Annotated in this window: 10 protein-coding genes; 2 read left to right on the forward strand and 8 right to left on the reverse strand. The window is 61.2% G+C overall.

Features of this window, described 5'->3' with window-relative positions; translation table 11 throughout:
• Positions 1 to 341: 341 nt before the first annotated feature.
• Together IAE77_RS02125 and IAE77_RS02130 are read left to right on the forward strand one after the other, a co-directional pair.
• Positions 342 to 1,934, forward strand: coding sequence for a phosphoethanolamine transferase (locus IAE77_RS02125; protein WP_294221101.1), 1,593 nt, complete (start codon positions 342 to 344; stop codon positions 1,932 to 1,934).
• Complete coding sequence (locus IAE77_RS02130) at positions 1,931 to 2,359, forward strand: rhodanese-like domain-containing protein (protein ID WP_294221104.1); 429 nt, start codon at positions 1,931 to 1,933, stop codon at positions 2,357 to 2,359. The genes IAE77_RS02125 and IAE77_RS02130 overlap by 4 nt, the downstream gene beginning before the upstream one ends.
• Positions 2,360 to 2,370: 11 nt before the next feature.
• Here IAE77_RS02130 and IAE77_RS02135 read toward each other — a convergent pair whose 3' ends face one another.
• The 8 genes from IAE77_RS02135 to IAE77_RS02170 all read right to left on the reverse strand — a co-directional run bounded on the left by IAE77_RS02135 (position 2,371) and on the right by IAE77_RS02170 (position 11,926).
• On the reverse strand, positions 2,371 to 3,228 hold the full coding sequence (locus IAE77_RS02135; RefSeq protein ID WP_294221105.1) for an MBL fold metallo-hydrolase: 858 nt from the start codon (positions 3,226 to 3,228) through the stop codon (positions 2,371 to 2,373).
• A 5-nt stretch (positions 3,229 to 3,233) separates the two neighbouring features.
• Positions 3,234 to 4,616 (reverse strand): NAD(+)/NADH kinase, encoded by a 1,383-nt coding sequence (locus tag IAE77_RS02140; RefSeq protein ID WP_294221108.1) that lies wholly within the window; start codon positions 4,614 to 4,616, stop codon positions 3,234 to 3,236.
• Between the two features lie 101 nt (positions 4,617 to 4,717).
• The gene (locus IAE77_RS02145) at positions 4,718 to 5,230 is read right to left on the reverse strand and encodes a metal-dependent hydrolase (protein WP_294221111.1); all 513 of its coding nucleotides are present in this window, start codon (positions 5,228 to 5,230) and stop codon (positions 4,718 to 4,720) included.
• A gap of 16 nt (positions 5,231 to 5,246) precedes the next feature.
• Positions 5,247 to 7,790, reverse strand: coding sequence for a tetratricopeptide repeat protein (locus tag IAE77_RS02150; RefSeq protein ID WP_294221114.1), 2,544 nt, complete (start codon positions 7,788 to 7,790; stop codon positions 5,247 to 5,249).
• An 18-nt stretch (positions 7,791 to 7,808) separates the two neighbouring features.
• Positions 7,809 to 8,141 (reverse strand): hypothetical protein, encoded by a 333-nt coding sequence (locus IAE77_RS02155; protein ID WP_294221117.1) that lies wholly within the window; start codon positions 8,139 to 8,141, stop codon positions 7,809 to 7,811.
• The gene (locus IAE77_RS02160; protein ID WP_294221119.1) at positions 8,125 to 8,337 is read right to left on the reverse strand and encodes an addiction module protein; all 213 of its coding nucleotides are present in this window, start codon (positions 8,335 to 8,337) and stop codon (positions 8,125 to 8,127) included. The genes IAE77_RS02155 and IAE77_RS02160 overlap by 17 nt, the downstream gene beginning before the upstream one ends.
• 62 nt (positions 8,338 to 8,399) lie before the next feature.
• A complete protein-coding gene (locus tag IAE77_RS02165; RefSeq protein WP_294221122.1) occupies positions 8,400 to 9,707 on the reverse strand; it encodes a DUF1501 domain-containing protein in 1,308 nt (435 codons plus the stop codon).
• A 38-nt stretch (positions 9,708 to 9,745) separates the two neighbouring features.
• The gene (locus tag IAE77_RS02170; protein ID WP_294221124.1) at positions 9,746 to 11,926 is read right to left on the reverse strand and encodes a DUF1549 domain-containing protein; all 2,181 of its coding nucleotides are present in this window, start codon (positions 11,924 to 11,926) and stop codon (positions 9,746 to 9,748) included.
• Positions 11,927 to 12,186 lie beyond the last annotated feature (260 nt).

A 12,186-nucleotide genomic window follows, 5' to 3' on the forward strand; every position in this document is an offset into this window, starting at 1 on the left:
AGCTACGTTAAATACCAACATCGCCCCCAAAAGCTGCCTTTGGCTGACACGCTTGCCCATCACCGTCCCTCGTGATGGGCGAAGGTATCAAGATACACGCTTCCCCTTGATATTATTGTTATTATTGTTATTTTAAATATATGAATAGGTTCACTAGTGCCATTCGCCACATCACCTCAGAATACCGTCGGGACTACCGGACATGGCTCTCCGTGTTGATCGCCACATCCTTGTTACTTCTGCCCGGAATTGTCGTCTGTGTGGTTCCCGGATTTGCTTGGCTTAGCGTCAAGCTGCTGCTTTTCAGCACCGCCCTGCTGTTGGCTGCATGTGTGGCCGGCATGAGAGCCCGCTGCGTGTTATGGCTGGCCACCCCTCTGCTTTTGCTAGGTCCCATAAGCCTAGCCTGCCTGCTGACCATTCAGAATCTGCCCACTACCTTTCTTTTCCTGGCGCTTCTGGAGACCAACCAGACAGAAATCAGCGCCTTCCAAATGCAGGCGATCCTCACCATGCTGGGAACAGTGTTGCTGCTGTTGCTGTACGTCTGGGTGGTGAAAAACCGGGTGCCTTCCAGTTTCCGCTTTGGCCTGGCCGGACGCAGCTTGATCCTGTCTGTCTTGGTCGTTCCGGCACTCTACGATCTGGCCGCCCACGGTCCCACGGTCTGTGTGGCCGCTTTCAAGCAGCGCTGTCTGACGAGCTTTCCTGGCTCAACCTTATACAGTGCTTACGAGGCCTGGGACATGCGGGCTCGAGTGCAAAACCGCAAGGACCTCACGGCAAGCCTACGGATCGAACAAGAACCCGAGTTTCGCCAGGAAAAGCAGCGGCAGGTGCACATGCTGGTCATCGGAGAGAGCGCCACCAAGAGCTGCTTCGGGCTATATGGCTATGATCGCGAAACGACTCCGCTGCTGGAGCGAACCCCAGGTCTGCTGCCTTTCAGGGATGTCGCCTGCACAGCCACTGTGACACTGGCGGCGGTGCCAGCCCTGGTCACCGCCACGATGCCAGGCAAGGTCCTTGAGGCAACCCAACAGCCGAGCCTTCTTTCTGCTTACAGGCAGGCCGGTTTCCGCGTTTACTGGCTTTCTGCCCAGCGCAAGCACGGCACTTTTGACACCGTGACATCGCTTTTCTCAGAAGATGCCAACGAGGCTGTCTTCAAAGGCGGAAAATTCGACACCTACGGCGATGGAGCTTACTCCGGGACTTCCGACATGAACATGCTGCCCCTCGTACGCAAAGTCCTGCAGCGAAACGAACCCAAAGTGCTCATCGTGGTGCATGCCATTGGCAGCCACGGCCCCTACCCTGCCCGCTACGGTTCAAAGGAGGCTCGGTTCCCTGCGGAAAAACAAGCTGTCATGAAAGCGCTGCTGCGCATTGCCAGCGGACTCACCAGCGATCCGAAAGACCTCAAACTGGCCCAGAACTCCTACGACAACACCATTTGCGCCACTGACACGCTGCTCGCCAACCTTATCCACGACCTCAAGGCGCAGAACGCCTCGTCGTGGTTCTGCTACGTGTCCGATCACGGCGAGAACACCTCAAAGGCTCTGCTGGGCAAATTCATGCACGGCATGATCACGCGTCAGGTGGTGGAAGTGCCCATGCTCATGTGGCTCTCGCCCCAGTATGAGCAGGCGCACACAGCCAGGGCACAGGCCTTGAAGGCGAATCTGGCGACGCCATTCAGCGCCAGTTGCACCTTCCACACGGCCCTGGATCTAGGCGGCATCTCCTGCGAGGGCTTCAAACCCGAATGGAGCTGCGCGTCCGCCCGCTTCAAGCCAGGCCCGCGTCTGGTCTGCGACGCCAACGGCAGGATCACCGATTACGACGTGAAGTTTCCGCCGGTGAAATCCGTTGCCACGCCAGCCAAAACGGATCATCACGTCAGCGCCCGGACAGCCCCCGCTCCATGAATCTCTTCCGCCGCCAGGTCTTCGTGTTTTTGCCATCCATCGCCTGGTTGTCTGCCGCTGAGACGCCCCCAAGCCCGCCACCAGTCGTCGTTCCGGCTGAGGTTCACGAAATCGCTCCGTCCGATGTGGACCGCTATCTCGTTGATCACACGGATACCGTTATCATCGACGTGCGCACTGAGGACGAACGCCGCACCCGGGGCCACATCCTCAATTCCCTCCACCACGACTATTTTCACACGGAACGCACGCACGAGGCCCTCTCGAAACTCGACAAAACAAAGCCCTGCATTCTCTATTGCGCCATTGGTGGCCGCGCGAAGCTCATCGCCATCGAAATGCACAAGCTTGGCTTCAAAAACATCCTCCTTCTTCAAGGCGGCTTCAACGCCTGGCTGGCTGCCGGGCAAGCGGTGGCGAAATAAGCCGGAACAGGTCAGTCGCGGCCAGATTGCGAGTATAATTCGATCTTCTCCCCGCAACGCATCACTTTGAACGGCTGGTCCAGCCGTTCGCAGCTGCGGATGAACTCGTCCGGTGTCTCCGTGTTGAACTCAAACATGTCGTAATGGCATGGCACCACCAGGCCCACGCCACCCGCCTTCGCCAGCGCGGCTGCCTCGGTGCCGTTGAGATTGCCCGCCACGCGCCGCTCCGGCTTGTTGCCATTGATCGGCAGGAAGGCGATGTCGCAGCGATGCTGGCGAAGGGCCGTGACAATGTCGTCATGCCACAACGTGTCACCGCTGTGGTAGATCGTGAACGGGCCGCATTTCACCAAAAATCCGGTGTAAAAGCAGTTTCCCAGCTCGTCGCGGACCACTTCATTGTGCTTCGCGATGACGCCCAGCAGCTCCCAGCCACCTTCCTGGTAAAAATCGCGATCGCCGATTGGGCACAGCGTCACCTCCGCATTTCCCAGCCGCTTTTCCGCCTCTCCGATGATCGGATGCGGCAGGTAGAGACGGAAACCCGGATTCGCCCGCGCGAGCGGCACCAGCGTCTCGCCATCCAGATGATCCGTGTGCACATGACTCGCAGTCACGCGGCTGATGCCCGTCAACCGGCCGGGATCGATGCAACATTCCGTCATCCGCACATGCGGCTTGTCGGTGGCGGCATATTTCTTCGTCAGCGAATCCGACAGGTAAGGATCAAACAAGAGCCGTTCTCCAGCCCACTGAACCAGAAAGCCGCTTTGTCCCAGCCACCACACGTGCAGGGTGTTTTCATCCGCCGAGGCGGCGGCCATGTCTTCCAGCAGGCGCTCGTCTTTTTGAAAGGCTTCGATCATCTGTTTCAGGCCCCAAATTGAATCGCGGCGATTTTTTCCGCCATGTCATGACTGGCGCAGAAGACCAGCTCCGCCGCCGCCGCGCGTGACAGCCGTGCGTGCAGCGCCACCACGCGTCCCATCGGCAGCCCGTCCACAAAGGCCTCCACGGGTCGTTTTCCAGGCTCCAGGCAGCGGATCTCCACCGTCGTGTCAGGCGAAAGCAGGGCGCTGCGCCAGTGCGAGGGTTGCAGCACGTTCGAGCCCACCAGCAGCCATGCTGGTGTGTCCGCCAGCAGCGGCGAGGCCCCCATGCTGCGCGCATACGCGGTCGATCCAGCCGCAGTCGCCACCAGCGCCCCGTCACTGACCAGTTTCGGGATGCGGCTCACGCCGTTCACGGTCACCTCCAGCCAGGCGCTCTGGCTCGTCGCACGCTCCAGCCACGCGTCATTGAAGCCGTGCGCCATGCGCCGCCGTCCGTCCTCATCCTCGAATTCCAGGAACAGCATCGGCAGTTGGCGGAAAATGACATCATCCGGCGGGAAACACTGCGCGCTCACCTGCTCCGGCGCATTCATCAGGAAACCGATGTGCCCGGCGTTGATGCCAAAAAACGGCAGACGCGATCTCCAGTGCTCGCGGATGCTCCGCAGCATCGCTCCATCCCCGCCCACGACGCTGATGAAGTCAGCCTCCGCAGCCGGCACATGCTCCGCTGCCAGGCCCGCTCCCCACTCCTGCGCCCTCACATTCAAATCGTCCGTCTGCAGGAAAAACCGCGCGTGTTGCAGGGATCCCCGCGCCCAGTTGCCCGGAATCGGCGCCCGATACAGCCCGTAGCGCTCGATGTAGGCCAGCGCCCGCGGGTTCAGCATGCCCGCCACGCTCTGGCCGCGCCCCAGCCTCTCCCGGATCTCCGTGCTCGCCCCCTCCACCACCAGATCCACCTCGCACGCATGCGGCGGCAGATCCTCCCGCTCAAACACGAATCCCGGCCGCCTCAGCACGGCGAAATTCGCCGTCTGCCACAATTCGGCACCACGCTCCCAGGTACGCTGGATCAGCGATGCGCCCCGGGTGCCGCCCGCGATCAAATCCGCGCCCACCACGTGCCAAACCTCCCCTTCCCGCTCGAATCGCGACTGCAGCTCATGATTTCGCGTGAAGGTGTCCCGCTCGAAGTCGCTGAGGTCCACCACCACCTTCGCCAAGCCGCCGAACACCAGATCCGCCAGTGCCGCGCGATAGACCGGCGGCACGCTGCCGGTCACGGGCTTGTCCGGCCGGGGGCCGCAGGGAATCACCCGCACCTCATCAAACGTGCGCGCCAGGCAGGCGGCGATGGCCGCGTGGTGATTCCCGGGTGGATTGAAGCTGCCTCCGAAGATGGCGATGCGTTTCGGCATGCGCCATCCTGCCAGCGCCCGATCCGAGTGCAAGCCTTGAGAACCCCGCTGAAAATGCCTCGGCAAAAAATGCGCCTGCCCCGCTTCACCGCTGCGCCCCATCACTTCTCGCGACGAAGGGTGCGGACGACTTGCTGATCCCACTGCGGGGCGATGAATTCGAGGGGGGTGCGACGCTTCCGGAAGGCAATCCACAAGGTCCAGCCCAGCAGCATCACACCAGCGACGAGGTTTTGCCATGATGCGAGTTCCCAGGCGTCAGGAGACAGCCATAAGTTCTCTGAAAATGGCCAGAGGTAGGCGATCCCCCAACCCGGACCCGAACCGTAGTAGTCGAGGACCAAATGCAGATGATAAAGGACCAGATAGAGTCCCAAGGCGCGCAACCGCTTCCTCGAAAACGCCGCAAGCCCCGAGGCAAGCAAGACTCCAAAGACCGCATTGTGGGCGAGCACGTGATGATACTCGCCATAGAGTTCCCAACTGACCACGATGCCCAGCCCATCCACATCCGCCGCGGCAGCGGCGATCATGGCAAAGAAGCGTTCCCGCGGCGTCAGATCGAACAGATCCGCCACGCACCAACCTGACATGACATGCGTCTGAATGTGCATCGCGTTCCCCTTCCTCTCACTTCCAGTCCCGCAGCATCGCCAGCCCGGCGCGATTGCGAGGCGCCAGCGCCAGGGAATCGAGCAGGTGCCGTCTGGCTCGCGTGGCATCAGTTTCCCGCAGCAGCGCTGCGAGCTTGAAATGCGTTTGCGCGGCGCTGCCCGGATCAAGAATCAACACGCGTTCATAGGCGGCGATGGCCTCGGCATTCTCCTTCAACGCGCTGTGTGACTCCGCCAACGCCCGTTGGGGCGTGACGAGGAAGGGATTCAGCGCCGTGGCTCGCTGCGCATTGGCCTTCACCTCCGTCCAGCGCTGCTTGGGCAGATCCAGCTCGATCAGGCGCAGGAAGGCACTCTGGGCGCTCGATGATTTCGCCGCGATCTGCCGCAAAACCGCGATCTCGTCATCCTCACGCTTCAACTGGCGCAACGCCATCACCTTGAGGCTGTAACCGCTTTCGTCACTGAAGTCACCAGGCAACAGGTCGATGAGGATGTCGGCCGTGCGCACGACTTCAGGCCAGTTCTTCTGGCTGACCATCTCCGCGGCATACTTCCGCGTCGCGGGCAGGTTTTTCGGGTGCTCCTTCAGGAACGTGGCGAAGGAGCCGTCATCAAACGGGTTCAAATCCTCCGGCTTCGGCTCGTTCCATTCGGCTTTCGCGCCGAAGCCTTTGGCACGGCCGGTGATGAACTTCGTGAAGCCCTTCTCGACTTCCTCCATGTCTGCCGTGTTTTCCGCGATGGCGTCGTTGATGCGTTTTCCGTCGGCCAGATCGCGCAGGATGCCCTGGAACTTCTCCTTGCCGTAGGTTTCCAGCAGATACTCCACGACCTGGCTGGATTCAAAGTAGGCGAACATGAGGTGATCCTGCGTCTCCGGATTCATGAACGCACCGCTGAGCCGCGAAACCGGCGTGAGTGTCTCGTTCTCCTCATCCAGCACCATCTCGCGGAACGTCGCATCCATCGACATCCCCCAGGCGGGATCACGCTGGCGCTCCTCATAGACGCTGATGCCTTCGCTCAACCACCGCGGCATGCGGTTCTTCGTCACACTGAGCGTGATGACATGGCAGAACTCATGCCACAGCGTGCTTTCCCAGTTGTTGCGGCCATGCGCGAGGCTCCCGGGGCTGTTCATCGTCACCACGGTGCCAAAACACACCCCAAGCATGCCTTGACCGCCGAGCGCCCCGAACGTGCGAATGGCGAAGTCCTGCTGCGCGCCGAAAAACTCCACCAGCACCGGTCGCTTCAAATCGAGACCGTATTTCACGGTCAATACCGCCTTCGCATCCCGCAACAACGCCAGCGCACGCTCGCCATAAATCGGCCAGTCGCGTTTCGGCATCTTCAGCGTGAAGTCCGGGAAGGTCTTTGTGACGTAGCCGCTCATCTCCTTCTCCAGCAGGCCCAGATTGTGCGCCTGGATGTTATAGCCGTCCTCCGTGCGAATCGCCGCAGCCAGCTTCCAGGCCTCCTCTTCCTCGCCCAGACGAAGCAGATCGTGACAGAGCTGGACCTTCGCCGGCAGATACTTGGGATCGAACTCCAGCGCCTTGCGCTGATGCCCGGCGCTTTCCGCAAAACGATACGCACGCGACAGGCAGCGGCCGATGGTGTGATCCACCTCCGGGTTGCGCTCCCAGCGTTTCAAAGCCTCCGCACGCGCCGCTTCGACCTTTTTCGGATCGGCATGAAACAGATGGGCCACCACGGCCCGCAGCGACCACGCCAGCGGATTCTGCTCGTCGAGGTCGAGCACCTGCTGCACCGCAGCCTCGGCCTCGACGAATTTCTCGCCACCAATGAGCAGTTCGGCACGCAGCAGATGCGCTGCATGAAGATGCGGGTTCAATTCAAGCGCCTTGGCTAGATTTTCGGCCGCCTTTTCACGATCACTGGAGCGAAAAGCCTCCGCCAGCCCGAGCCGCAGCGCCGCCGTCTCGCCATGCGCCTTCAATCCGGCGCGGAACACATCCGCCGCACGCTTCGCATCGTCTTTTTCCAGCGCCAGCCGTCCCTCGGCCAGATACGCGGCTTCCAGCTTCGCCTCCTTGCTCTGCGCGACCTTGAAATACTGCGCGATGACCTTCTGCGCATCCGCACCGAGCACCAATGCGGCCTTGCCGAGCATCACATTCTCCAGAGCCGTGCGATCCTTCGCTGGTTTGGCTTTTGCGGCCTCATTGAGCGCATTCATCGCCTCCGCCATCACATCTGCCTTGCCGAGCATGCGGGCGAAATCATGCCGGAGCATGAGCAGTTCGAAGTGACCGGGAAAAAGCACCAGCGCCTTGCGCGATTCATCCAGCGCCGTCTCGATCTGGCCCATCTCCACCAACGCTTTCAGCCGGTAGAGCCGCCATTCCGGCGCCTTCAGCCCCTTCTCCGCCGCCGCCTCGCCAATGCGGGCCACGAGATCGTATTCACCACGCGCCAGCAGCTCCCCCACCGGGCCGAGATTGCGCTCCTCGAAGATCTTTTCGAGATCGATCTGCTGGGCATTCAGCACAGCGACCATCGACAAAAGAATACACGTGAGGAGCCGGTTCATTGGAGTCAGTTTCATCATTCAACGCCGGTTCTTTCTCCGACCTAGCATCAGACGGATGCGTGTTGGATGACGACGTCCGCTGATGACACCCAAAACATGCCGGGTGCCATCATCGACCTGCTCAAAGACCACCTTGTGCGAAAAGCGGCGCAGCTTGACCCAACGAATCTCGCTGTCTTGGACCAACAAGTGACTGGCAGCCCTTCCTGTCGCAATTCCACGCAGCACCACGCGAAAGTCCTCTCGAAACAGAGCCGCAAGGTCGGGGTCGATGTCGAAGAAGTAATCCCACGACTGTGAGAAGTCAGAAGCCGCTGCGGGGTGGTGGATCAGTTCAAAGCGAGAAGCCATATGCTTCCTCGGTCGTCAGTCCTTTGACCCTGCCGGAACGAAGCTCCGCCGAACGTTTACGCAGCTCGCCAAGCAGCGCATGGTCCACTTGGGGAGAATTTTCCACACTCTCCAACAGCAAGGCGGCTAGACTCAAGCGTTTGCGAGCCGGCAGTTTGAGGGCACGAACGCTAAGCGGCTGTTTGAGTGCAGGCATGGCGGAGGTTATCCGCCAGCCCGCATGCGTCAAGATTGGCGACGAATCGTCGCCGCTTCTGATCAACCGAACAAACTCGTGATCGGCTGGCCCTTGTCCGTGACGGTGAAGGGACGCTTCGTGCTGGAGTAGAGCACAAGATCGAGCGGCAGGCCGAGAGCGTAGGCGATGGTGGCGTTGAAGTCGGGCACACCGACCTTGTCCTCCGTCACTTCGATGCCTTTGTCGGTCTTGCCGTAAACTTGGCCGCCTTTGATGCCGCCGCCCCAGAGCACGCTGCTGAAGGCCTTCGGGTAATGGTCACGGCCGTCGTTTTGATTGATCTTGGGCGTGCGACCAAACTCGGAGGTGAGCACCACGAGCGTGTCGTCGAGCAAGCCGCGGCGGTCAAGGTCGGTGAGGAGGGCACCCAGGGCCTTGTCGAGCTCGGCGGCACGTTCCGGCAGGCGGGCGTAGATGTCCTGATGCATGTCCCAGCCGCCCAGGCTGACTTCAACGAAGCGGACACCGTGCTCGATGAGGCGACGGGCCAGCAGGCAGCCCTGGGAGAAGTTGCCTTCACCGTAGGCCGCATGCGTGTCGGCGCTTTCCTTGCTCAGATCGAAGGCATCGAGGTCCTCGCTGCGCATCACCTTGACGGCGTCCTTGTAAACCTCGGCATAGGCTTTGACGCCTTTGTAGTCGTAGGTCTGCTGGAAGGTCTGGTCGAGGCGTGAGGAAAGGTTCAGCCGGTAGTCGAAATCACTCTCGGTGAGCGTCGCTGGGCGGTGGCTGTTCTGCAGCCCCTTGGCCGGGTCGTTGAGGATGAGGGGCTGGAACGCGGCCTCAAAGAAACCGCCACCGGGATGCTTCGAGTCGCCAGTGATGATCACCGAGCCTGGCAGGTCGGTGTTGCCCTTGCCCTGGAACTTTTGCAGCCACGCGCCCATCGCTGGATGCCGGGTGGCGCCACGCATGGTGTAGCTGGTGTGCTGGAAGTAGTTCCCCTGCGCGTGTGCGCCCTGCGTGGAGGTGAGGGAATTGATGATCGCACCGCGGTGCATCATCTTCGCCGTGCTCGGCAGGTATTCGCTGATCTGGACGCCGTCCGCACTGGTGGCGATGGCCTTGGTGGACCCCATCGTCTCGGCTCCCGGCACCACGCCGAAGGTGTCGAGGTGCGTCATGCCGCCGGACATGTACAAGTAGATCACTCGTTTCGCCGTGGCGGCCTGCTTGGCCTTGGAAGCGCCTTCAAATGGAGCTGCAAAGCTGCGTGAGGCAGCGCCCATCAGCGAGACGCCGAGGCAGGTTTGAGCGAGGCGCTCAGTGAATGCGCGGCGCGAGAGGTCACAGCGGAGAGCGGAGGGCAGAGGGCGGAGAGTGCTCATAAATGAAAGCGATGGAGTGTTCGATCTGACGGGGCTGTTTACTGAACGAAGAGGAACTGGCTGCCGGTGATCAGGGCGTGAGTCACGTCTTCCACGGCTTTGTCACCGCGTTCTTTGACCACGGCGTCGAGCACGCTCTTCTCGTTGGTGTTCGGTTTGCGGCCGAGGAGGGCGACGTAGAGCGTCTCGATCTTCGCGGGCGTTCCGGGGGCCTTCGCGAGCTCCTGGTTGAGCTGTGAGGCCGGGCTGCCGAGGATGTCGGCCACTGGGCCGTTCAGCATCGTCAGCGCCTGCGGCACGGAGGCGTCGTCGGAGGCGTTCTGGATGAGTTCACGGTCGCTTTGACCGAAAGTGCGGAGGAAGGTGCCCGGACGTGCGGGGCTGGGCTGCTCGCTGGCACGCGTGGCGAGGCTGACATCCTTGTTCACGCTGCCCGTCTGCTTGAATTGCTTCAGGAACTCACGGCGCTGTTCCTTGGTCATGCTGGCGAGCACCTTGGGATCTGGACGCGCTGGCTTGGCCTTGGTCTCTTGCTTCGCACTGTAGCCGCGACGGAGCTCGGCGGCACGTTCCTCACCCAGGAGAGCGACCAGGAAGTCACGTTCCGTCGATTTGCGCAGCTGCTGCGCTTCGCGTGCGAGCTGCTTGGACTGCTCCTTCACGTCCGCGCCTTTTTCTTTCGCCGCGTCGAGCTGCGCCTTCATCTCATCGAGCTTCTTCTGGTTCTCCGCCAGCTTGCCGGCGTTGTCGCGGGCGATCTGGACCAGCGCCTCGGCCCCCTTGGCCTTGATGGTGCCCAGGAACATGCCCAGATCGTCCAGATACTGGTTCAGCCGCACGTTCTCCTCGTCCACGGCATCATCGACATTGCCTTTGCTCAGCGTGACCAGGCTGTCCCAGATCTGCTCGGCGCTCATGCGGCGCAGAACCGGCCCGGTGAAGTGGTAGGTCTCGCCCAGCGGCACTTCACTCGTCGTGGCGGCACGCTGGTAGGCGTCGGTGTTGTAAAGCACGCGGAGGAAGGATTTGAGCGAGTACTTCTTCTCGATCATGAGCTGCGACAGGTAGTCCATCAGCGCCGGGTTGCTGGCGACCGTGCTGTCGGTCATTTCATCGACGGGCTCGATCAAACCGACGCCGAAGGCCTTCTTCCACATGCGGTTGGCCACCACGGTGGTGAAACGCGGATTCTGCGGATCCGTCATCCAGTCGGCAAAGGATTGCAGCGTCGTCTGCCCCTCCTTTTTGACCGCCTCGTGGCCAAACATCGCCTTCGTGGTGACCTTGTCGCCCGGCTTGGCATCGCTGTATTGATAATCATGCGGCAGCGTGGGCATCTTGCCCTCCTCCCAGTTGGCGCTGGTGTAACGCAGCGGCTTCATCACGTCCTGCATGGCCTGCTTGACCTTTTGCATGTCCTCCTTGCTGACGCCTTCGGTGGCCGCCTTGGACGCGACCTTCTGCTCCTCCTGCATCTTCTTCATGTAGGCACGCCGTTCCTTCGGGTCCATGCTGGCGAGCAGCGCTTTATCGAGCTGCTGCTTCGGCTTCTCCTTTTTGAGCTCAAAGCCGCGGCTTTTGGTGTCCATGCCCCAGGTGAAGGCCGCCATGTGGTAGTAGTCCATCTGCGTCCACTTGTCGAAGGGGTGGTTGTGGCACTGCGCGCACACGATGCTGGTGCCCAGGAAGACCTGCACCGTGTAGGCCAGATGGTCGAGCTTGTTCTCATCCCGCTGCCAGAAGCCGATGCTGCCGCTGTCCCACACGCCACCGTCGGTGGTCAGGAGGTTCCGCACCATCTGGTCGTAGGGCGTGTTGTTCTTGATCTGCTTCTTGAGCCATTCCTCGTAGGCCTCGGCCGTCAGGCGGCCCTTGACGTTGTCAGACAGGCGCAAAACGTCCGCCCAGTAGTTGAACATGTGGCTGGTGTGGCCGTCGGAGGCCAGCAGCGTGTCGATCAGCTTCGCACGCTTCTGCGGGTCGCTCGACTTCACATAGGACTGCACTTCTCCGACCGTGGGAATGCGCCCGGCGATGTCGAGATACAGCCGGCGCACAAGAACATCGTCACTGGCAGGGGGATTGGGCTTCAGACCGTGCTTTTCCCAGTCCTTGGCCAGGAGTTCATCGATCTTCTGGCTTTCCGGCAAGGGGGCGGCTGTGAGACAGCCAAGGCCGAGGGAGAGAACCAGCACAGAGGTGAGGCGGGACGCGTTCATGGGGCTTGGAGGGGGACTTTCAGGCGGCGAAACGCAAAAAAGTCTCGCATCTTAGCACCTTTTGTGCGCAATGAAGGATCAGCCATGCGGGGGATCGGAAACCCGGCCCGTGCGTCCCATGGCGGAACAAAATCATACAAGGACCTCCGGCCTCGGCCGTTGTGCTCCCGAACTTCGTCTCCACTCCTCATCGCACTCTCCATGCTTCGCCGCATCTTGCTCGCCTGCCAGGTCCTCGCCGTCGCCTCTCTCTCCGCAGC

It is taken from the genome of Prosthecobacter sp. (assembly GCF_014879935.1).
Classification (GTDB): Bacteria; Verrucomicrobiota; Verrucomicrobiia; order Verrucomicrobiales; family Verrucomicrobiaceae; genus Prosthecobacter.

Coding starts and splice junctions, on each gene's coding strand:
- IAE77_RS02165 (WP_294221122.1), bottom strand. CDS start 9,707: ATGAGCACTCTCCGCCCTCTGCCCTCCGCTCTCCGCTGTGACCTCTCG.
- IAE77_RS02140 (WP_294221108.1), bottom strand. CDS start 4,616: ATGCCGAAACGCATCGCCATCTTCGGAGGCAGCTTCAATCCACCCGGG.
- IAE77_RS02125 (WP_294221101.1), top strand. CDS start 342: ATGAGAGCCCGCTGCGTGTTATGGCTGGCCACCCCTCTGCTTTTGCTA.
- IAE77_RS02160 (WP_294221119.1), bottom strand. CDS start 8,337: ATGCCTGCACTCAAACAGCCGCTTAGCGTTCGTGCCCTCAAACTGCCG.
- IAE77_RS02145 (WP_294221111.1), bottom strand. CDS start 5,230: ATGCACATTCAGACGCATGTCATGTCAGGTTGGTGCGTGGCGGATCTG.
- IAE77_RS02170 (WP_294221124.1), bottom strand. CDS start 11,926: ATGAACGCGTCCCGCCTCACCTCTGTGCTGGTTCTCTCCCTCGGCCTT.
- IAE77_RS02130 (WP_294221104.1), top strand. CDS start 1,931: ATGAATCTCTTCCGCCGCCAGGTCTTCGTGTTTTTGCCATCCATCGCC.
- IAE77_RS02155 (WP_294221117.1), bottom strand. CDS start 8,141: ATGGCTTCTCGCTTTGAACTGATCCACCACCCCGCAGCGGCTTCTGAC.
- IAE77_RS02135 (WP_294221105.1), bottom strand. CDS start 3,228: ATGATCGAAGCCTTTCAAAAAGACGAGCGCCTGCTGGAAGACATGGCC.
- IAE77_RS02150 (WP_294221114.1), bottom strand. CDS start 7,790: ATGAACCGGCTCCTCACGTGTATTCTTTTGTCGATGGTCGCTGTGCTG.